This window comes from Geodermatophilus maliterrae, assembly GCF_041018925.1.
GTDB lineage: Bacteria > Actinomycetota > Actinomycetes > Mycobacteriales > Geodermatophilaceae > Geodermatophilus > Geodermatophilus maliterrae.
In genome coordinates, this window is sequence record NZ_JBFNXQ010000087.1 from 1 (window position 1) to 20,862 (window position 20,862).

Genomic DNA, 20,862 nt, shown 5'->3' on the forward strand with positions numbered 1-20,862 from the left:
AACACCGGCATGGGGTACCGCGCGAACAGCGGGGCGTCGCGGTTCGTCCCGTGGCCTGCACCCGTGACCGGCCTCGGCAGTGGCTCGCGATCGCGGGGCAGACGCTCCCGGCCCGCGCTGTCCTGGCGCTGTGCGAGCGCTGACCGGACCCACGCGCGCGGTCCGCGGGGCCGGCCGCCGACAGACAGCGCCTCGACAGCCGCCACCACCACGGTGGGGACCGCGCCCGCCACGGTCGCGCGGGGCCGGCTCGAGAGGAGCCCGCGGTGGAGCCGACCCCCGTCCACGCACCGGCACCGCGGTGACCTCGGCCCCGGCCTCGGCGCGGGTGTGCGACCTGGTCGGCGGAGTGCGCGGCGCCGTCGAGGGCGGCCTGCCGCCGCTGGTCACCGCCCCGGTCATCGTCGCGCTGCGACCGGTCCGCGGGGAGGCCCTGCAGCCGGCCCTCGCCGGGATGGCCCGGCCGCTCGCAGCCGGCTGGGTCGGGCGTGCTGCGGGACGGGCCGCCGGCGGTGTCCGACCGTGTCCGCCTCCCTCGCGATCGCCGAGCGATCAGGGACGGGCCACCGGCTGGGTTCCCGCAGCCGCGCGGCGGTAGGCCCGGGTGAGCCGCTCGGGCCGGGCCACGACCACGGGCGCGGCGAGGCTGATCGCACGTCGCACGGCGCGCGGCAGCGGCGGGATGTGGGCGCAGTCGATGCCGCCGTAGGGCGGGTGCGGGTCGTAGTCGATGGCCAGCTGCACCCTGCGGGCGGTGGCCTCGTCGGTGAGCCGGGCGACCAGGTGCAGCGCCATGTCGATGCCGGCGGACACCCCCGCGGACGTCACCAGGTCCCCGTCCTCGACCCAGCGCCGCTGGTGGTAGGTCGCGCCCAGGCTCTCCAGGATCCCCGAGTAGAACCAGTTGGTGGTCGCGTCGCGGCCCTCCAGCAGGCCGACCGCGGCGAGGACCAGCGAGCCGGTGCACACCGAGGTGACCAGGTCGGCGGAGGCGGCAGCGGTGCGCACGTAGTCGCGGACCGCCGGGTCGCTCATCGCGCGGATGGTGGGCAGGGCGCCGCCCGGCACGACCAGGACGTCCGGCTGCGGTACCTCGGCGAAGGTGGCGTCGGGGGCGACCGGCAGGCCCACGTCGGTGGGCACCGGCTCGCGAGCGGCTCCGACCACCACGGTGCGGTACTCCGGCGCGAACCGCTCCAGCCCCGTGAGCACCTGCAGCGGACCGATCAGGTCCAGGACGGTCAGCCCGGGGTACAGGACGAAGGCGATGTGCCGCTGCCCGCCGTCATCGGCGCCTGCCGCGGCCGAGGCGGTGGGCTTCCGCAGCACCCGGGCGAGCGCGTCGTCCCCCGCGCCGGGCTGCACCCGGCCGAACGGCGGCTGCGGGTCGTACTCCATGAACAGCTGCGCCAGTCGCGTACCGGGGATCTCCAGCCGGCTGCGCCGGGCCAGCAGGGCCGTGTCGATGCCGGCGGTACCGCCGGCAGCGGTGAGCAGGGGGCCGTCCTCGACCCAGCGCCCCGGGTCGTGGATCGCGCCCAGCCTCTCCAGCGGCTCGGCGTAGGCCCAGTGGATCGCCGCCCGCTTGCCGTGCAGCAGGCCCGCGGCAGCCAGCAGCAGCGCCCCGTTGCCGGTGGACCCGACCAGCTCGGCGCCGGCCGCCGCGGAGCGGACGTAGCCGATCAGCGCCTCGTTCCCCGTCGCGGCCAGGGCAGCCGGTCCGCCCCCGGGCACGATCACCGCCCAGGGGGCGGGGACGTCGGCGAAGGTCACGGCCGGCACGATGCCCAGTGGTGTGTCGGTGGGCAGCTGCTCGGCCCGCTCCGCGACGACGACCGTCCGGTACGGCGTCCTGGTCGTGGTGCGCAGCACGGTGAGCGGGCCGACCAGGTCCAGCGGGGTCACGCCGGGGTAGACGGGGAACGCGACCACCTTCTCGCCGGACGTCTCCCTGCCCGATCTCCGTCCGCCGTGCTGGGTCGTGCGGGACATGGCGGTCTCCCGGGTTCGGCGGTCAGGTCCGGGCCGGGTGTGGCGTGATGGCAGTCGGCGCGGCGGGAGGTGCGGCGGCGGAGCGCGCCGGCTCGCCGCCCGCGGTGGTGTCGCGGTCGCGGTGCAGCGCGGCGGCCCGGGCGGCCACCCGGTCGACCACGTGGGCGGCGTCGTCCCCGACGAAGCCCAGCAGCGCCGAGCCGCGGGTGTGCTGCCAGGACAGGCCGAGGACGTACAGGCCGGCGACGTCGGTGACGCCGCGGAGTGGGCGACGCGGCCGTCGCGGACGACCCCGGGCACGTCCAACCAGGTGTGGTCGGTCCGGTAGCCGGTCGCCCAGAGGACGACGTCGACGTCACGGCTGCTGCCGTCGGCGAAGCGCGCGGTGCGGCCGGCGGCGTCGACCAGCCGCGGCCGGAACCGGACGCCGGCTCGCTGCAGGCGGCGCCGGTCGGTGCCGATGAGGAACTCGCCGCGGGCCTGCACCCGACGGCCGAGCCGCGAGGCTGCGGTCACCCTCATCAGGCCCAGCCGGGTCAACCACCAGAAGAGGTCCCGGCCCAGCAGCCGCTGGGGCAGCGCCGGGTACGCCGAGCCGACCGACAGCTCCACCGGGCGGGTCTGCGCCAGGTCCGCGGCGATCTGGAAGCCGGAGTTGCCGCCGCCGACGACCAGCACCGGACCGTCGGGCAGCTCCCCCGGGCTGCGGTACTCGCTGCTGTGCAGCTGGGTCACCGACCCGTCCAGTCCGGCGGCGAACGGCGGGACGTACGGCGTCTGGAACGGCCCGGTGGCCACGATCACCTGGCGCGCGGCCACCGTGTGCCCGGCGGTGCTGACCTGGAACCCGGCCTCGGTACGGCGCAGCGCGGTGACCCGCGCGTCCAGCTCGACGGGCAGGTCGAAGGCGGCGGCGTAGGCCTGCAGGTAGTCGGCGACGGCGTCCTTGCCCGGGTAGCTGCCGGCCGGCGCGGGGAACGGCAGGCCGGGCAGCGCGTCGCGCTCGGCCGGCGTGAACAGCCGCAGCGAGTCCCATCGCGACCGCCAGGACTGCCCGAGCTGTCCGGCGGCCTCCAGCACCCGGTAGCGCAGGCCGTGCCGGCTCAGGTGCCAGGCGGCGGACAGGCCGGCCTGGCCGCCGCCGATCACGACCACGTCGAACGGCTCGGCGGCGGCTGCGCCGGGCTCCGGGGCGGTCACCGGGTCGCTCCGGCCGTGACGGTGAAGCTGAACACCATCCCGCTGTGCAGGTGCTCGGCGATGTGGCAGTGGGCCATCCAGGCGCCCGGCGTGGAGAGCTCGAGCAGGATGTGGACGGTCTCCCCGGTGCGCAGCAGGACGGTGTCCTTCCACACGAGGTTGCGCTCGGGGACACCGTCGCGGTCCAGCACGAGGAAGCGGCCGGCCCCGTGCACGTGGAACGGGTGGTGCATGGGGTGGTCGGAGTCCATCTCGTTGACCAGCCGGATCTTCACCCGCTGCCCGACCGTGAACCGCCAGTCGACCGGCGGGGCGTTGCCGCCGGCGGTGCGGTCGAGCAGCTGCCAGCGCACGGTGGCCGTGGTGGTCTGCCGGTTCACCTCGGCCATGTCGTCCTCCCACTCGATGCCGTCGGCGGTCCCGGCACCGTGCCCGGCGTGCGCGTGCGCGTGCGTGGGTGGCGCCGTGCGCCGTCGCCACGGGCTGCGCCTCGCCGTGGCCCGTGTGTCCGTGGTCCGTGTCGTGGCCCGGGTGACCTTGTTCCACGTCCTGGTCCACGTCCGAGCTGGTGCGACTGACCGCCGGGGTCGCCATCAGCTTCATGCCGCACCTCGGGCACCGGCCGGGCTGGTCGTTGACCACGTCGGGGTGCATCGGGCAGGCGTAGGTGACCGGCCCGGCCGCCGCGGTAGCGGGGTCGTCCATCTCGGCGACGATGGCCAGCACCTTGTCCGGAGGTGCGGACAGCCACTCCCCCAGCTGCTCCCGTTCGGCGGTCAGCTCCGGTGCGGAGCGCAGCACGTCGAACGCCTCGGCCAGCGGTGGCTCGGCGGCCTCGTCGGTGACGGCGATCGCCGCCAGCCGGTAGGTGCGCTGCGGGCTGCGGTGCTCCAGGGTGAACGCGCCGGGGCGGTCGAACAGCACGTCGACGACGGCCCGCTCCGAGGGGGACAGCACCACGTCGGAGACGAACTCCTCGTGCTCCATCCGGCCGCTGTCGCCGCCGACCAGCTTCATCCGCGCCCCGGGCAGGGCCACGCGGAAGACGCGGCTGTTGGCGGTGTCGGTCAGCCAGAGCCGCACCACCTCGCCGGTGCGGGCGGTCAGCGACAGGTCGGTCTCACCGCTGACGAGCAGCACGTTGCCGTAGCGGCCCATCGCGGCGTAGTTCGTCCCGGTCCGGTGGAACGGGGCCAGGGCGCCGTCCTCGACCAGCACGTCATCGAGCATCAGCACGATGTCGCGGTGCGCCGGTGGCCAGTGGTCCGGCTCGGTGGGGTCGACCAGGATGGTGCCGTACAGGCCCATCTCCTGCTGGACGTCCTCGCGCACGTGCGGGTGGAACCAGTACCCGCCGGCGTCGGGGCACCGGACGCGGTAGGTGAAGCCACCGCCGGGTGGGATCGGCGCCTGCGTCTCGCCCGGCACCCCGTCGTACCGGTTGTCCAGCCGGAGCCCGTGCCAGTGCACGGTGGTCTCCATGTCGGTGTCGTTGGTGACGTGGACGACGATCTCCGAGCCCTGCCGGACCCGGAGGGTGGGGCCGGGGATCGACCCGTTGTAGGCGAGCATCCGCACCGTGGCATCGCCCAGCCGCTTGGCGACCGGGGCGATCCGCAGCTGCAGCTCGTCGCCGTCGCCGAGCTCGAGCACCTCGGGCCGGGTGGCTAGGGGCAGGTCGGTGGTGTCGGTGGAGAAGAAGGTGTCCACGGGACGTCCTCCTGTTCGGGTGGTGCCGGGAAGCGGGGATCCGTCGGCGGAGCCGGCGGTGGCGGAGTGGGAGTCGACGGGGACCGTGTCGTAGCCGGCGGTGCCGATGGCGGCGGTGACCGCGGCCGGGTCGGCGGGACCGGTCACCCGCACGGTCCGGGTGGCCAGGTCGGCCTGGAGGGTCTGCACGCCCGGCACGTCGCTGATCCGGGCGCTGACCACCCGGACGTCCTACCGCGAGGTCATCGCCGGCACGTGGACCGAGATCACGGGCTCCTCCGGTGCGAGTTGGTCGGTGCCGACCGTGCCGGGAGGTGCTGTCCGAACGCTGTCCGATCGCTGACCGCAGTGATTCCACCGGGCGGGAGCTCGTTGTGCGGGTGTCGTGTGCGATCGACAATCGGCGCCTCGGCTGAGCGGTCCGGGGAGGGCGGCGCATGGAGATCCGCGTCCTGGGGCCGGTCGAGCTCGTCGTCGACGGTCGGGCCCGGTCGCTGCCCGGTGCCGGGGAGCGGGAGCTCCTCGCGCTGCTGGCCCTCTCGACGGGCCGCGTGCTCGCCGTCCCGGCTCTCGTCGACGCCCTGTGGGGTGAGGAACTGCCGGCGAACCCGGGCAACGCGCTGCAGGGGCGGGTGTCGAAGCTCCGCCGCGCGCTGGCCGTCGCAGGGCTCGCCGACGTGCTCGTCACCCGTCCGCCCGGGTACCTGCTCGACGTCGACCCGGCCCAGGTGGACGCACTGCGCTTCGCGCACCTCGTCTCGGCGGCCCGCACCGCCGCGGCGACCGACCCCGAGCGGGCCGCCCGGCTCCACCGCCGGGCGCTGGCCTGCTGGCGTGGCGCCGCGCTGGCGGAGTTCGCCGAGGCCCGCTGGGCCGGGTCGGAGGCGGCCCGGCTGACCGAGCTGCAGCTGGCGGCCCGGGAGGAGCTCATCGACCTGGAGCTGGCCGCCGGCCGGCACACCGACGTGCTCCCCCAGCTCGAGGCGCTCACCGCGGCCCACCCCCTGCGGGAGCGGTTGCACGCCCGGCTGATGCTGGCGCTGTACCGCGCCGGTCGGCAGGCGGACGCGCTCGCGGCCTACCAGCGGGCCCGGGCCGTGCTCGACGCCGAGCTCGGCCTGGCACCGGGCGCCGATCTGCGCGGTCTGCAGGAGGCGATCCTGCAGCAGCGCCCCGACCTCGAGGGGCCGGACCGGGCCGTCGCCGTCCCCTCCACCCCGCCGGCACCCCCGCCGACGGCGGCACGGCCGCTCCCGCCGCGGCTGACGTCCTTCCTCGGCCGCGAGCGCGATCTGCACCGCGTGGCCGCGCTGCTGCGCTCGCACCGGCTGGTCACGGTCACCGGTCCCGGCGGCGTGGGCAAGACCAGCCTGGCGCTGGAGGCCGCACGTGCCGCCGCCGGCGGCTTCGGCGACGGTGTCGGGTTCGTCCGACTGTCCGGGGTCACCGACGCGGCGCAGGTGGCGCCCGCCGTGCTGGCGGCGTTGGAGGTCCGCGACGTGCCGACCGCGACCGCGGAGGACCGGGTGCTCGGACATCTCGGCGGCCGCGCGGTCCTGCTGGTGCTGGACAACTGCGAGCACCTCGCCGACGCCTGCGCGGTGCTCGCCGAGCGGCTGCTGGAGTCCTGCTCACGGGTGCGGCTGCTCGCCACCAGCCGCGAGCCGCTCGCTGCCCGCGGCGAGGTGCAGTGCGCGCTGGACCCCCTGCCCGTCCCCACCGACGCCCACACCGCACAGGTGGCGGCCAGCGCCGCCGTCCAGCTGTTCGTCGACCGCGCCCGCAGCGTCCTGCCCGACTTCCGCCTCGGCGACGACAACGCCGAGGCGGTCGCGGACGTCTGTCGGCACCTCGACGGCATCCCGCTGGCCCTGGAGCTGGCCGCCGCCCGGGTCGCCGCCATCCCCGTCGACGAGCTCGCCGGCCGCATGGGCGACCGCTTCACCCTGCTCACCACCGGTCCGCGCACCGCCGAGGCACGCCAGCGCACCCTGCGCGCCACCGTCGACTGGAGCCACCAGCTGCTCACCGAGCCGGAGCGGGTGCTCCTGCGCCGGCTGTCGGTGTTCCGCGGCAGCTGGACCCTGGCGGCCGTGCAGGTCGTCGCCGGCCGCCAGCCGCTGACCCCGGCCGCCGTCATCGACACTGTCGGCAGGCTGGTCGACCGGTCCCTGGTCGCCGTCGACCGCACCGTCGTCGGCCGCGACGCCGGCGCCCGGTACCACCTGCTCGAGACCGTCCGCGAGTACGCCCGCGAGCGGCTGACCGAGTCCGGCGAACAGGACTGGGTGGCCCGGGCGCACGTCGGCCACCTCCTCGACGTGGCCGAACGCGCCGAGGGCGAGCTGCACGGCGACGGTCAGGGGCGATGGCTGCCGCGCCTGGCGGCCGTGCGGAACGACATCGACGCCGCCCTCACCTGGTGCGCCCAGCACGCGGCGGACGAACCGGACGCCGGGCTGCGGCTGGTCGGCGCGCTGGGGTGGTACTGGTACTTCGCGACCCGCCCCGACGGCGGTCGGCGGGTCGCCGCGATGCTGGCGGCCGCTCCGACCGGGTCGCCGGTGGCGCGGGCGCGGGCGCTCCAGGCACTGGCCGTCGCTGCCCGCCCGGGGGCCTGCATCGTGCACCCCGACGCGGACTGTGCCGCCGCGGCCGCGGAGAGCCGGGCGCTGTTCGCCGACCTCGGCGACGACCTCCGTGCCGCCCTGTCGGACACGCTCCTCGCGGTCGAGGCCATCGGCGCCGGTGACCCCGGAGCGGCGTTCGCCCAGCTCGAGCGGTCCGCCCGGGTGTTCGCCCGGACAGGCGACGCCTGGTGCGCCGCACTCACGGACTTCGTGCGGATGGAGCTGCACGCGGCCGGCGGCCACCTCACCGAGGCCACCGCGGTCGGGCACCGGGCCCTGGCCGCCTTCCGCGCGCTGGGCGACCAGTGGGGCGTCTCGGCGATCCAGTTCCACCTCGGCATCGCGCTGCACCGCTCCGGCCGGCTCGAGGAGGCGCTGGCCGTGTACGAGGGCGCACTCGCCAGCGGGGAAGAGGTCGGGCCGGCCAACACCGTCCAGTACGCCCTCGCCGGCGCCGGCCACGTCGTCCTGCTGCTCGGCGACCTCGACCGGGCCGCCCGCCTGTTCGCCCGGTCCCACACCGTCGCCCGGCAGTTGGGCGCCGAGGGCAATCCACGGGCCGCCGTCGGCGAAGGGCTGCTCGCCCGGGAGCGCGGCGACCTCGGTGCCGCCCGCGAGCACCTGACGTGGGCGCAGCACCTGCTGGCCGGGGGAAACGAACCGGAGTGGACCGCCACCGCCCTGGTCGGCCTCGGTCACCTCGCCGAGGCCGCGGGAGACCTCGACAGCGCCGCCTCCTCCCACCGCCGGGCGTGGCAGACCGCCCCTGGGCACGCCGCCGCGCTCGAGGGACTGGCCTGCCTCGCCGCCCGCGGTGACGCCTCCGCAGCCGCCGGACTGCTGGGCGCGGCCACCTGGTGGCGCGACGAGCGGCACCGTCCGGCCTCCCGGCTGGAGCGTCTCGACATCGAGCGGGCGGAACACCGGGCCCGCAGGCTGCTGGGGGACGCCGCGTTCGACGCAGCGCACCGGGCCGGCGCGACGGAGCCCCACGCCGTCGTCGGCGACCTGGAGGGCGTCCCGGCGCACCGCTGACGGCAGCGGTGCGGACGGGCACGGACAGGACCGCGGCACCGGCACGCTCGAGCTGCGGACACGGCCCGTGCGACGTCTCCTCGGTCTGCGCAGAGGCCGTTCGTGTCCGCCGCTGCCCGCCCCGCCCCGTCCACGGGTGCTCCGGTCGGGGCGACGGGCGACCCGGGCGCCACTGAGCCGGTCGCCGCCTTCGACGGGTGCTGCGCTGATCACCGTCTCCCCCTGTTCCGGGCCGAGCGGCTGGTCGGTGCGCAACCGTGCCCACAGGTCCTCGGCTCCGCTGCACGCGGTCGGGATCCGGTGCGTACGACTCCCCTGGCCGGCACCACCCGCGATCGGACCGGCACCGACCGGGTGGACGACCGCTCGCCGCTGAGCACGCACGAGGTCGGGAGGCACCGCCAACCGAGCCGTGCGGATCGGAGCGTACCGCACACTCGGACAGCGGGCTGGGGACGCCGGCCTGGTCCAACTCGAGAACGGACGTGCCTGTGCCAGTGACGCGACGGACCGTCTCACCTGCTCTGCGGGTGACCGAGCCATGGCGGGCCGGCGTCGACCTCGCCGCGCTGCTGGGGACCTGGCCGCTGCCGGCGACGGCGCCCCGCGGGGACGGGCACCCGGTGCTGGTCCTCCCGGGCCTGCTGACCGGCGATCCCTCAACGATGCTGCTGCGCAGAGCCCTGCTCGCCCTGGGGCACGACGTGTCCGGCTGGAGCCTGGGGACGAACCGGGGCCCGACGGGACGGGTCGTGCAGGATCTGCGCGCCCGGCTCGATCAGCTGCACCGGGACTCCGGTCGACGGGTGAGCCTCGTCGGCTGGAGTCTGGGCGGGCTGTACGCCCAGGAGCTGGCCCGGGCCAGACCGGGCAGCGTCCGCGGGCTCATCACCCTGGGCAGCCCGTTCCTCCGGCGCCCGCCGTGGGTGCAGACGTTGTCGCAGCTGGTCGACCGCGGCCCATGGCCTCCCCGGGGGACCGCGGCGCTCCCGCGGCCGTGGGCCGAGGCAGGTTCGCTGCGGGTGCCCGCCACCTCGGTGTTCAGCAGGGCTGACGGGATCGTGGACTGGTCCGCCTGCCGGTATCCCGTCCGCCGCCACCGTGAGAACGTCGAGGTCCGAGGCAGCCACCTGGGTCTGGCCCACAACCCCGCGGTGCTGTGGCTGCTCGCCGATCGGCTCGGCACGGCGGAGGGGGCCTGGAAGCCGTTCCGGCCACCGCTCGCCCTGCGCCCCTTCTTCCCCCGACGTCGCTAGCCGGTGCCCCCCGCCCCCGGGAGTCGGCGACCGACGCGCCCGCCAGGTGGCTCGGGAGGTCGGCGGCCGGGGGCCGGACGACCCTGGCGCGCCGCAGGGGTGCGAGGAGCATCGGGGACGCCCCAGGGAGGTCCGGCGGAAGGAGTCGTGCCATGACGCAGTCCAGGAGCTCGACCGTCTCGAGGGAGCGGGCGCGTGAGGCGGTGATCCGCTTCATGGCCGCTTGGGAGCAGGGCGACGTGTCGGCCGTGGACGAGGTCTTCGCCGAGGACGTCGTGTACCACGGGCCTCCGTTCCCCGACATGGGCCGGGCCGAGCTGCGGGAGTTCGTCGCCGGGTTCCGCACCGGCTTCTCCGAGATCCACGTCCAGGTGCACGAGCACGTCGTCGACGCGAACACCTCGGTGCACCGCTGGACGGTCGAGGCCGTCCTCTCCGGGACGACGCAGCTGCTCCCGGGGGTGGAGCCGACCGGGAACCGCACGTCCGCCGAGGGCGCCCACGTCCTGCACTGGTCCGGGGACAGGGTGTCCGAGGCCTGGCACCTCGGCGACTGGCTCGGCTGGCTGACGAAGGCCGGTGTCCTGCCGCCCCTGCCGGGGACGGGCGCCTGAGACCACCGGGGCCGGCAGGGGATCGGGACGGCGGCCCGCGCGCGGAGGACCGTTGTCCGGTGCCCCGCGAGGGAGGACGCTCGGCCGTGCGGTGATGCCGCAGGGGCGTCGCTGCCGGTCCGAGAGGAGGGCGGCATGTACGCCCGATCCACCACCATCCGCGGCAACCCCGGCTCACTCGACGACGCCATCGCCTACATGCGGGACGAGGTCTGGCCGGCCGTGCAGGACATGGACGGCTGCATCGGCCTGTCGATGATGTGCGACCGCGAGACCGGCCGGTGCATCGCGACGTCGGCCTGGGAGGACCGGCAGGCGATGCAGGCCAGCGCCGAGCGCGTCGCCCCGATGCGCCGGCACCTGATGGACCGCTTCGGAGCAGGCGACGACCTCGAGGTGCAGGAGTGGGAGATCGCCGTCCTCCACCGCGAGCACCCCGCCGGGGACGGCGCCTGCGCGCGGATCACCTGGAGCCGCGGCGACCCGGGCAAGGCCGACCAGGTACTCGACATGTACCGCACCAGCCTGATGCCGCGGATCCAGGAGATGCCCGGCTTCTGCAGCCTCAGCCTGCTCATCGACCGGGACGACGGCCGCGCCGTCGGCACGGTCGTCTTCGACGGCCGCGCCCACCTCGAGGAGTCGCGGGAACAGGCCCGCACGCTGCGGGAGGAGGGCGTGAAGATCATGGGCATCGACATCCTCGACGTCGCCGAGATGGACCTCGTCCTCGCCCACCTCCGGGTACCCGAGACGGTCTGACCCGGGAACTCACGCGGAGGGGCCCGGCCCGCGCCGGGCCCCACGAGGCGCCTCGGGTGCGGCAGGCATCGACCCTGCTGGCGCTGTCGAACACCCTCTACCACTGGGGCGGGTACATCGTCCCGCCCGGATACACCGATCCGGTCCGGTTCGAGGCGGGCGACCCCTACGGCGTCGGGCACGTCAGCGACGACGGCGCGACGCCGGTCGGCGACGGTCACCACCTCCTCCACGGACACCGAGCAGGCACCGGAGTCGATCGTGGACACCCACGGCCTCCCGGACCACGCCGGCCCCGTCGCCGTGGACCGGGTCCGAGGCCTCGGCCCGATCACCCGTCGCCCGTCGCCGGCCGCGGATGCCACGAGGACAGGATCGTGACAGGCCCATCGGGTGCACTGGAGTCGTGCAACCGCCCACGCCCCTCCCCCATGGACCTGGAGTCGCCATGCCGTCCCCCGTCGATGTCGCCGCACTGCTGACGACGGCATCGACGCTGCGGCGGCTCGGCGCCTACGAGATCACCGACGACCCCGGGCGCGTGGACGTCGACGTCGCCCACGCGTTCCTGTCCGGCGAGTCGTACTGGCGCAGAGGTGTCAGCAGGGAACGGGTCGCACGGTCGGTGCGGACGTCGCTGCCGCTCTCGGTGCACCTGGCCACGGCGACACCGACCATGGTGGCCTTCGCCCGCGTCGTCACCGACACCGTGACGCACGCCTGGCTCGATGACCTCTTCGTCCTCCGCGAGCACCGCCGACGTGGGCTGGCCGGAGCACTGGTGGAGGCAGCCCTGGCCCATCCCGCCGTCGCCGACGCCTCCCTGCAGTTGCTGCTCACCGCCGACGCGCACGCGCTGTACGCACGGCACGGCTTCCAGCCGTTCCCCGACCCGGGCGCGCTGATGGCACGGCATCCGCAGGCCGCTCGCACCACCTGAGGCACCTCGTACCAGCAGCCGTGCCGGAACGACGGGTCGGACGTCCTCTGGTGGGCCACGAACGGCTCGGGCCCGAACACGTCCAGGACCGGCGAGCCCCCGTGCACCTACACCGCGCAGCGGGGGCCGACCGTCCGGCGATCGCCGAGCGCCCTCTCCCTGGTGCACGGCCCCGTGGCGGACCATCCTGGGCCGACGGCCTGGCCGGCGAGGAGGACCGCCATGGACAGCGACGACACGTCCACGATCTCCGGTCGGTCCCTCCAGGTGGGGGGTACCCGAGCGTCGGATCGGCGCTACGACTGTCTCGACGACGCCGCCCGACTGGCCCGCCGGTACATCGACGGGCTGCAGGACCGGCCGGTGGGCGCGCAGGCGGGACTCGGTGAGCTGCGCGCCGCGCTCGCGCGCCCGCTCACCGACGAGGGCGAGGATCCCTCGGTGGTCGTCGAGAGCCTGGCGCGCGACGTCGACCCCGGGCTCGTCGCGTCGGGTGGACCGCGGTACTTCGGGTTCGTCATCGGCGGCGCGGTGCCGGCCGCGGTGGCGGCCGACTGGCTGGTGTCGGCGTGGGACCAGAACGGCGGGGGCTTCGTCGCCTCACCGGCCCTGTCGGTGGTCGAGGAGGTCGCCGCCACCTGGGTCCGCGAGCTCCTCGGTGTGCCGGCGTCCAGTGGGGTCGGGTTCGTCACCGGCTGCCAGATGGCCAACTTCACCTGCCTGGCCGCCGCGCGGCACGCGATCCTGCGCGACGCCGGCTGGGATGTCGAAGCACACGGCCTGCACGGCGCGCCCCGGGTCCGCGTCCTGGCCGGCGAGTACGCGCACGTCACGGTCGGGGTCGCCTGCCGGCTGCTGGGTCTGGGCCAACTCGTCGACGTGGTGCCCGTCGACGACCAGGGCCGCATGCGCGCCGACGCGCTGCGCGACGCCCTCGCCGGCGGTACCGGCGACCCGACGATCGTCTGCGCCCAGGCAGGAGAGATCAACACCGGGGCGTTCGACCCGTTCGTCGACATCGCGCGGATCTGTCGCGAGCACCGGGCGTGGCTGCACATCGACGGCGCGTTCGGCCTGTGGGCCGCCGCCAGCCCGCGGAGTCGCGGGCTCCTGGCCGGCGCCGAGCACGCGGACTCGTGGGCGACCGACGGCCACAAGTGGCTCAACGTCCCCTACGACTGCGGGATCGCCATCGTCGCCGACCCGCGCGCCCACCGGGTGGCCATGACCTCGACCAGCGCCTACGTCCCGGCGCACGACGACGACGAGCCATACGGCTTCGACTGGTCACCGGAGTTCTCCCGGCGGGCACGAGGCGTCACGGTGTACGCGGCGCTGCGCCAGCTGGGACGCCACGGCCTGGCCGACCTCGTCGACCGGTGCTGCGACCACGCCCGGCTGATCGCACGGCGCCTCGCCGCCGAGCCCGGCATCGACGTCGTCAACGACGTCGTGCTCAACCAGGTCCTCGTACGCTTCGGCGACGACGACGCACTCACCAGCACGGTCGTCCAGCGGGTCCAACGCGACGGGATCTGCTGGCTCGCCGGCAGCACCTTCCGCGGACGCAGCGTCATGCGGATCTCGGTCGTCGGGTGGCAGACGACCCCGGCCGACGCCCACCGCAGCGCCGACGCGATCATCGCCGCCGCACGCACAGCAGGTGGATGACGTCGTGCCGAGCTGATCGGAGCCTCATCCGGTACCGCTGCGGCACCGGACGACGCGTTGCCATGCGGACCGATGAGTGCCGGGGACCCCGACGGTCGGCGCAACGAGGCCGCGGACCGGCCGCGGAACGTGCTGAGCGTGGTCGCACGGGACGCGTACTGGTGCAGCAGTGGATCTCCGTCGACGGCATGGTCGCCGGCCCGGACGGGGAGACCGACGTCTTCGACGCCGTCACCGACTCCCCCTCCGACCGGCACAACGCGGCGCTGCTCGACTCCGTGGACGAGGTGCTGCTGGGCAGACGCACCTACGAGGAGTTCGTCCAGTTCTGGCCCACGGCGGAGGGCGAAGCGCTCGCCCCACTCGTCGCGCCGTACGGCCGGCGCGACCGGGACCACATCGTGTGGGCCGACCCGATCCCGTAGCCGTCGATCGGTGGCGCCGGTTGCTCGAAGCCGGCGTCGGCCACGAGCTGCTGCGCGAGCGCCTCCGGGTCGATGGCGGTTCGCGGCGGCGATGACGTGGCGAACCGCCGGAGTCAGGGGCGGTCGCGCACCCCGTCGAGCCGGAGCGTGTCCGACTCGTCGCGATGCGAGCCGGTCGTCCCCACGTGCTCGGCGTCGATCCTCTCGCCGTTCTTGATCACGTGGACCAAGGCCATGGCGTGTCCGCGTCCGAGCCCGTGGTCCTCCTTGAGCCACTCCACGATGGCTGTCGCCCTGGTCGACGGCTCATCGAGGCCGCGCTCGTGCGCCAGCGCGATGAACTGGCGGGGTGTCAGCCCGGTCTTCTGCTCCACGTTGTCGAGGTACGCCTGGAAGCTCATGCTGCTCTCTCCTGTCGATCCGCTCCGGCGCGGTGCCGGTGTGCCCGCCGGACCGGTGCAGGCCCACGTCCTGGATCAGGAGGCGCCTGCCGTCCATCCACTCGTAGCGGATCTCCCCGGTCAGGTGGTCAGGGCCGGTGACCCTCCCGGGCCGCTCCTCGCGGACGGTCACTGCTGGGCGGCGAACCGCTCGTCGAGCAGGCGGTTCATGCAGCCCTCCGCCTCGTCGACGGCGCGGGCGTTCTCCGCGCTCGGACACCGGGCCCACGAGCTGCGGGCGACGCCGAGCGCGATGTAGGCGACCGAGATGTCGTAGTCGAGCTGGTCGAGACTGGCGACGGTCGGACTCATGACGACCTCCTGGCGATCGGTGCCTGCGAACTGCACGCTAGCTCGCAGGTATGACCGTTCCTTTGCGCCGAGGTCATCGGCGGATTCCGATCCGTCCCATCCGGTGCTCCCTCCCCCTAGCGTCGGGACCGACCTACCGGAAGACGACGGAAGGCGATCCCATGACCGCTTCGACCACCCTCACCCGAGAGCGGGCCGACCTGATCGAGTCGCTGCGGCGACACCGGTCCTTCCTGCGGTTCACCGTCCGCGACCTGACCGACGAGCAGGCGACGCGGCGGCCGACCGCCAGCGCGCTCGACCTGGCCGGGCTGATCAAGCACGTGGCGGCCACGGAGGCCGGATGGGTGCGGTTCGCCGAGGGCGGGGCCGAGGCGATGAACCGCAACTGGGGCCCCGACGCTGCGACCCGGCACTGGCACCTCGCGCCCGGGGAGACCCTGGCGGGCGTGCTGGCCGACTACGAGGCGGTCGCCCGGCACACCGATGAGCTCGTCGCCGCCCTGCCCGACCTGGACGCCGAGCACGCGCTGCCGGAGGCACCCTGGTTCGAGCCGGGCGCCCGCTGGTCGGCCCGGCGGGTGTTCCTGCACGTCATCGCCGAGACCGCTCAGCACGCCGGCCACGCCGACATCCTGCGGGAGTCGATCGACGGCCAGAAGACGATGGGGTGATCCGCTTCGGAGGATGACCGCGCCACGCCTCAGCGGGCGGGGTAGCGGTCGATCTCGACGACGGACAGGCCGGTGGCGGTGTCGGCGCCGAACTCCGGCAGCAGCGGGATCCGCACCGGCATCCGCGCCGACCACGTGGCGGCGGTGAGACAGCCCGGCGTCGAGCGCGAGGACGCGCCCCACCCGACCGCGGAGCACGCACGGGCGCTGCTGGCGCTGAGAGGGACCCGGGCTTCAGCCGTCGGTTCCGCCGCCAGGGACACGCGGCACCGGCAGGACGTCACGGGCGCCCGAGAGCTCGTGCCCTGCGTCACAGACCAGGCTCAGGTGTACCGGCTCGCCGCAGTCCCGGTGCCGCAGCTCCACGGGCACGTCGCCGTCCTCGGCCAGGTACTTGTCCCCCCAGGCCATCAGGGCGACCAGCGTCGGGTGGAGGTCGATGCCCTTCTGCGTCAGCCGGTACTCGTGCCGCTGCCGCTCCCCCTCCGCCTGGTACGGGACCCGCCGGAGGATGCCCTCGTCGACGAGCCTGGTGAGTCGGTCGGTGAGGACCGCCCTCGGCGCCCCGAGCACCCGTTGGAACTCGGCGAACCGGCGCACACCGAGGAACGCCTCGCGCAGCACGAGCAGGCTCCACTTCTCGCCGACGACGGCCAGCGTGCCCGCGACCGAGCACCGCGACCGGTCCCACGGGGCTTCGCTCATGGAGCTAGCATAGCGTGCTGAGTTCACTTGACGAACTGACCCGGGGAGAGCAGAGTTCACCTGCCGAACCCAGGAGGTCAGCATGGACATCCCCGTGGACACCAGGCCGGTGCGATCGGACGACGGCCCGCTCTTCTGCCGGCTGTGGGACCGACTCTCCCCCGAGACGATCTACCGGCGCTTCCACGCGCCGCTGCGCCACCCGCCGGCCGACGCGCGCCGGCTCGTCGAGGTCGACCACGACCTGCGCGAGGCGCTCGTCGCGGTCGTCGGCGGCGAGGTGGTGGGGGTGGCGCGCTACGACCGCTCCCCCGTCGACCCCACCACCGCCGACGTCGCCGTGGTCGTCGAGGACGCCTGGCAGGGTGTCGGCGTCGGCCGCCATCTGCTCACCGAGCTCACCGAGCTGGCCGCACGGCGTGGCGTACGCAGGCTCACGGCCGACGTCCAGGCCGACAACGGCCGCATGGTCGGGCTGGTACGCCGGCTGCTCCCCGGCGCCGTCCTCACGCCCGCCCACGGCGTCTACGCCGTGCAGAGCCCCCTGACCAGCGCGCCCGTGCCCGCCGCCGCCTGACCCGGGATGGACCGTCGGGTAAGCAGTCGCGGCAACGACTCGGCGGGCCTGCCGCACACGACGTGGACGCGATCTCCCGCGTCGGCGGCCGGTCAGACGATGCGCACCCGGAGGTGCACCTCCTCGGGGGCGGTGTGGGTCATCGCGATGACCAGGTCGAGCGCCATCTCCTCGATGTCGTCGACACTGTCGGCCTGGGTGGTACCGACACCGGGCACGTCGATCACCCAGTGGTCGCCCTCGCAGATCGCGGTCGCGGTGTAGTCGGCCATCCGTCCTCCAGGGTCAGGCCATCGGCGAGCAGGGCTGCCTTCGGTCACCCCGGATGACGTGGTCACGGGGCCGTCGCGCACCGTCCCGACGCGTCGACGGGGTGCAGCTCACCCGAGGATCCTGGCTCTGGATCGGGCCTCGCCGGAAGTACCGGCGTCCTCGCTCCTGTCCCCGCCGGGGGCTCGCAGGTCATCGGCGCCATGCCGTCCCGCCGTCGTCCGCCGTGATCCGCTGCCACACGGACCGCGCTGCCACACGGACCGCGTTGCTGTACCGGTCTGCTGCTCCGCGCCCCCGCACGGGCGTGTCCGTCGTTCCCGGTGCGGCCCGCGGACCGACCGGCGCCGGGGCGCACCACCTCGGAAGGCTCGTCGAGCCGGTCGTCGAGGCTCGGCACTCCCCTGCCCACCTCCGGCCCGGGGACGAGTTCGCGAGGCCACTCCCCACGGGTGCGGGCGACATCCTCCAGACCTCCCCCGGTGGGCCGACGTGATGTCGGACCGGTGGTGCGACTTCGGCGGGAGGGTGCCCCGACGGTGTAGACCATCGACACGAGCCGAGAGGGGAGACGGATGGCGACCGACCGGCCTGACCCGGGCGAGTTCCTCGAGATGGCGCAGCGGATGCTGCGCGAGCTGTTCGGCGATCCGCGCAGCCATGACGACCCGTGGGCGGAGGCCACGCGTCGTCCGCACGAGCGCTCCGGGACCCCGCCGGGCGACCGCGAGCCCAGCGCCGAGCGGCAGCGCGACAACCTCACGATCGCGCTCGCGACGCGCGCCGTCGAGGCGCTGGAGGACCTGGCGCTCGACGTCGCGGCGATCCGTCAACGCCTCGAGCGCACGGACACGCCGGCCACGGGAGCACGGCCCGAGAACGAGGAGCGAGGCCCGAACGGAGCGGACGCCGCCGGGCATCGACCCGACCGCGATCGGACCTGACCGCAGCAGGCGGCTGCCGAGTGGTGTCGTGGTGCCCGAGCCGCGACGACGTGGACGCGCCCGCCGTCGCGGGGCGACGCTGGCAGCCGTTGCGCGCCTCGTGCGCGGGATACGGCCTCGTGCGCGGGATACGGCCTCGTGCGCGGGCAACGGGCTCAGGTGAGGACGCGGCGCACGAGAACCCGGGGGAACCCCCCTGCGACTGCACGGGTGTCCGCGGCCTTGGTGAAGCCGGCCTTCTCGAACAGGCTCCGCGTGCCGACGAAGGCCATGGTCAGGTCGACCTTCTGGCCTTGGTTGTCGACCGGGTAGCCCTCGACGGCCGGGGCGCCCTGGGACGCGGCGTAGTCCACCGCCCCACGGACCAGCGCGTGCGCGACGCCCCTCCCGCGATGACCTGGACGCACGCGGATGCACCACACCGACCACACCGGCAGGTCGTCGACGTGGGGGATCTTGGTCGAGCGCTCGAAGGGCAGTTCTGACCGCGGCGCCACCGCGGCCCAGCCGACCACCTCGCCGCCGTCGTACGCGAGCACGCCCGGGGCGACCGGGCGCTCGGTCAGGCTGCGGACGTACTCACCGCGTGCCGGCCCGACGAGTTCCCGGTTGGTCCTCGAGTCGAGTCGGTGGCTCAGACACCAGCAGACGTTGGCGGCCGGGTTCTTGGGGCCGAGCACCGTCGCGACGTCGTCGAACCGCGCCCTCGTCGCCGGCTCGACCTCGATGCTCACCCGTCCACGCTAGCGCCGCCGGCCGCACCGTCCACGCCCGGCGACCGGGGACCGGGCAGCGGTGTCGGGAGCAGCCCCCGACCGGAGAAGTGCCGGTGTGGTCGTGCGACTCCCGCAGGTGGACGGGTCTCTCCTGGGTGCGACGACGTCGACCGGGGGCTGGGGGCTCGGGCGCAGGGACGTTCCCCGCCGGGTGGTCTGGACGCCCGCCGGCACGGCGGTCGAAGGTGGGCCGACGACGGCGCGCTCGTCCATAGGATCCTCCGGTGTCGGAACCGGCAGGATCCTCCCGACAGCCGGTGCGTTCGCGGACCTGTGGGCGCGCCCTCTCGGCGAAAGGGGCCGGACCATGCACCACCACACCCCCACGGCGGGGCCGAGGTCCCGTGCTCGGACGGTGCGCGGCCTGGCGGTGGCCGGCGCGACGGGCCTGCTGCTCGCCGTGCTCCCCTCGGGCGTCGCCGCCGCGGGTGGGCACACCCTGCAGGTGGGACCCGGCGAGGAGTACGGGTCCATCCAGGACGCCGTGGACGACGCCGCGTCCGGCGACACCATCGAGATCGCGCCCGGCACCTACACCGAGGCGGTGTGCATCGAGGCCAAGGGCCTCACGATCATCGGTTCAGGTCGCGACGAGACGATCATCGACTGGCCGCTGGACGAGGCGCCGGCCGTCGAGGCCGCCGCCTGTTGGACCGAGCAGGAACGGGTCGACCCCGCGGACCAGACCCCCGGCGACGTGTCGGACAACGTGTCCGGGCTCTTCTTCCTGGACCCGGACGGCCCCGTCAGCGTGACCGACCTCCAGACCCGGGACCACCCCGCCCACGGGATCGCCGCGTGGGGCGCCGACGGCTTCGACGTCAGGGGCACCAGGGGCCACGGGCACGGCCGCTACGGCATCCTGGCCGCCGACTCGACCCGCAGCCGCATCGTCGACAACGTCGAGGTCGGCGTCGACCGCGGCACCGCCGACCAGCCCGCCCGGGGCACGGCCGCGATCGCCGTCAGTGACTCCGAGGACGCCCGCGCCCGCGTCGCCGGTAACGCCGTCGAGGGCTACAACATCGGCATCTTCGCGCGCGAGTCCCGCGGTGGCCGGATCGTCGGCAACAGCGTCAGCGGCAACTGCCTCGGCGTCGTGGTCTTCGACGACGCGCTCACCGAGATCCCGGACGCGACCCGGGACGTCGAGGGCGGGGACTGGACGATCGCCGGCAACCAGTCGTCCGGGAACGACCTGCTGTGCCGGTCGACCCGGGGTCGTGGCACGGCGGTCCTCTCGGGCGTCGGTGTGCAGGTCACGAACGCCGACGACGTCCGCATCAAGGACAACGCGATCCAGGACAACGTGCCCGCCGTGGACCCCGCGACGCTCGCCAGTCCGGCCGGCGGACTCGTGCTCCTCTCCCAGCCGCCGTTCGACAACCCGCTGGGCATCGACCCCGGTCCGGTCGAGGACATCGAGGTGGTCGGCAACACGATCACCGGCAACGTCCCGGCCGACGTCGTGCTGGGTTCGCCCGACCTGAACCCGGTACTGCGCCCGGTGGGCGAGGGGATCGAGTTCGAGGGCAACACCTGCACCGCCAGTGTCCCGCCGGAGATCTGCGCACCCTGACAGCAGCGTGAGGTCGTGGAACGGCGATCCCGCGCCCCTCCGTGCCCCGCGACCCGTCCGCCGGTGACGAGCCCCACGGCCGGCGGGGACGAGACGGGCGAGGACCGGGACGGGATCGAACGGCGAAGTGAGGAGCTCGGCCCCTGACGACCGTGGCCGACCCGTCGCGCCGAGTGGCGCTGACCGGGCAGCCTGTCAGGTCACCTGACATCCTGAGCCGGTCAGGAGCCCGTCACGGTCGCCGGAGGAGCTCGGGTGCGTGTGGTGGTGCTGGGAGCGGCCGGCGGGGTGGGCCGGCAGGTGGTCCGGCCGGCCGGGGAGCGGGGGCACGCGGTGGTCGCGGTGGCCCC

General features: G+C 74.7%; 18 protein-coding genes and 1 pseudogene. 11 read left to right on the forward strand and 8 right to left on the reverse strand.

What is annotated here, in order from left to right:
* Window positions 1-552: 552 nt before the first annotated feature.
* The 3 genes and pseudogenes from ABQ292_RS20655 to ABQ292_RS20665 all read right to left on the reverse strand — a co-directional run.
* Window positions 553-3,192: an FAD-dependent oxidoreductase gene (locus ABQ292_RS20655; RefSeq protein ID WP_369209606.1), complete on the reverse strand. Its 2,640-nt coding sequence runs from the start codon at window positions 3,190-3,192 to the stop codon at window positions 553-555.
* Window positions 3,189-3,581: a multicopper oxidase domain-containing protein gene (locus ABQ292_RS20660; RefSeq protein ID WP_369209607.1), complete on the reverse strand. Its 393-nt coding sequence runs from the start codon at window positions 3,579-3,581 to the stop codon at window positions 3,189-3,191. Before ABQ292_RS20660 ends, ABQ292_RS20655 begins: the two co-directional genes overlap by 4 nt.
* Before the next feature lie 211 nt (window positions 3,582-3,792).
* Window positions 3,793-5,124: pseudogene (locus tag ABQ292_RS20665) on the reverse strand (multicopper oxidase domain-containing protein); the annotation flags it as partial.
* Between the two features lie 215 nt (window positions 5,125-5,339).
* Here ABQ292_RS20665 and ABQ292_RS20670 point away from each other — a divergent pair.
* The 7 genes from ABQ292_RS20670 (at window position 5,340) to ABQ292_RS20700 (ending at window position 14,235) form a co-directional block, all read left to right on the forward strand.
* Window positions 5,340-8,567: an ATP-binding protein gene (locus tag ABQ292_RS20670; RefSeq protein WP_369209590.1), complete on the forward strand. Its 3,228-nt coding sequence runs from the start codon at window positions 5,340-5,342 to the stop codon at window positions 8,565-8,567.
* Window positions 8,568-9,097: 530 nt separating this feature from the next.
* A complete protein-coding gene (locus ABQ292_RS20675; protein WP_369209591.1) occupies window positions 9,098-9,823 on the forward strand; it encodes an esterase/lipase family protein in 726 nt (241 codons plus the stop codon).
* 152 nt (window positions 9,824-9,975) lie between these two features.
* Complete coding sequence (locus tag ABQ292_RS20680; protein ID WP_369209592.1) at window positions 9,976-10,437, forward strand: ester cyclase; 462 nt, start codon at window positions 9,976-9,978, stop codon at window positions 10,435-10,437.
* A 135-nt stretch (window positions 10,438-10,572) separates the two neighbouring features.
* Window positions 10,573-11,199, forward strand: coding sequence for an antibiotic biosynthesis monooxygenase (locus tag ABQ292_RS20685; protein ID WP_369209593.1), 627 nt, complete (start codon window positions 10,573-10,575; stop codon window positions 11,197-11,199).
* A 448-nt stretch (window positions 11,200-11,647) separates the two neighbouring features.
* Complete coding sequence (locus tag ABQ292_RS20690; RefSeq protein ID WP_369209594.1) at window positions 11,648-12,139, forward strand: GNAT family N-acetyltransferase; 492 nt, start codon at window positions 11,648-11,650, stop codon at window positions 12,137-12,139.
* Between the two features lie 222 nt (window positions 12,140-12,361).
* Window positions 12,362-13,810 carry a pyridoxal phosphate-dependent decarboxylase family protein gene (locus tag ABQ292_RS20695; protein ID WP_369209595.1) on the forward strand — a complete coding sequence of 483 codons (1,449 nt, stop codon included), beginning with the start codon at window positions 12,362-12,364 and terminating at the stop codon, window positions 13,808-13,810.
* Window positions 13,811-13,971: 161 nt separating this feature from the next.
* A complete protein-coding gene (locus tag ABQ292_RS20700) occupies window positions 13,972-14,235 on the forward strand; it encodes a dihydrofolate reductase family protein (protein WP_369209596.1) in 264 nt (87 codons plus the stop codon).
* A 113-nt stretch (window positions 14,236-14,348) separates the two neighbouring features.
* On the opposite strand, the gene ABQ292_RS20705 is transcribed toward ABQ292_RS20700, so the two are convergent.
* Both ABQ292_RS20705 and ABQ292_RS20710 read right to left on the reverse strand, forming a co-directional pair.
* Window positions 14,349-14,636 carry a DUF4287 domain-containing protein gene (locus ABQ292_RS20705; RefSeq protein WP_369209597.1) on the reverse strand — a complete coding sequence of 96 codons (288 nt, stop codon included), beginning with the start codon at window positions 14,634-14,636 and terminating at the stop codon, window positions 14,349-14,351.
* A gap of 168 nt (window positions 14,637-14,804) precedes the next feature.
* Entirely contained in the window at window positions 14,805-14,987 is a 183-nt protein-coding gene (locus tag ABQ292_RS20710) for a hypothetical protein (RefSeq protein WP_369209598.1), read from the reverse strand.
* A gap of 161 nt (window positions 14,988-15,148) precedes the next feature.
* Between ABQ292_RS20710 and ABQ292_RS20715 the strand changes: the two genes are divergently transcribed.
* Complete coding sequence (locus ABQ292_RS20715; RefSeq protein ID WP_369209599.1) at window positions 15,149-15,661, forward strand: DinB family protein; 513 nt, start codon at window positions 15,149-15,151, stop codon at window positions 15,659-15,661.
* A 234-nt stretch (window positions 15,662-15,895) separates the two neighbouring features.
* Here the strand turns inward: ABQ292_RS20715 and ABQ292_RS20720 are convergent, their stop codons facing one another.
* Entirely contained in the window at window positions 15,896-16,366 is a 471-nt protein-coding gene (locus tag ABQ292_RS20720) for a winged helix-turn-helix transcriptional regulator (RefSeq protein ID WP_369209600.1), read from the reverse strand.
* 82 nt (window positions 16,367-16,448) lie between these two features.
* Here ABQ292_RS20720 and ABQ292_RS20725 point away from each other — a divergent pair, with 82 nt between their 5' ends.
* Complete coding sequence (locus tag ABQ292_RS20725; RefSeq protein WP_369209601.1) at window positions 16,449-16,943, forward strand: GNAT family N-acetyltransferase; 495 nt, start codon at window positions 16,449-16,451, stop codon at window positions 16,941-16,943.
* Between the two features lie 92 nt (window positions 16,944-17,035).
* Here ABQ292_RS20725 and ABQ292_RS20730 read toward each other — a convergent pair whose 3' ends face one another.
* Window positions 17,036-17,215, reverse strand: coding sequence for a hypothetical protein (locus tag ABQ292_RS20730; RefSeq protein ID WP_369209602.1), 180 nt, complete (start codon window positions 17,213-17,215; stop codon window positions 17,036-17,038).
* A gap of 573 nt (window positions 17,216-17,788) precedes the next feature.
* Here ABQ292_RS20730 and ABQ292_RS20735 point away from each other — a divergent pair.
* Complete coding sequence (locus tag ABQ292_RS20735) at window positions 17,789-18,157, forward strand: hypothetical protein (RefSeq protein WP_369209603.1); 369 nt, start codon at window positions 17,789-17,791, stop codon at window positions 18,155-18,157.
* A 155-nt stretch (window positions 18,158-18,312) separates the two neighbouring features.
* Here the strand turns inward: ABQ292_RS20735 and ABQ292_RS20740 are convergent, their stop codons facing one another.
* Entirely contained in the window at window positions 18,313-18,891 is a 579-nt protein-coding gene (locus tag ABQ292_RS20740) for a GNAT family N-acetyltransferase (RefSeq protein WP_369209604.1), read from the reverse strand.
* A 349-nt stretch (window positions 18,892-19,240) separates the two neighbouring features.
* On the opposite strand from ABQ292_RS20740, the gene ABQ292_RS20745 reads away from it, so the two are divergent.
* A complete protein-coding gene (locus ABQ292_RS20745) occupies window positions 19,241-20,512 on the forward strand; it encodes a right-handed parallel beta-helix repeat-containing protein (protein ID WP_369209605.1) in 1,272 nt (423 codons plus the stop codon).
* Window positions 20,513-20,862 lie beyond the last annotated feature (350 nt).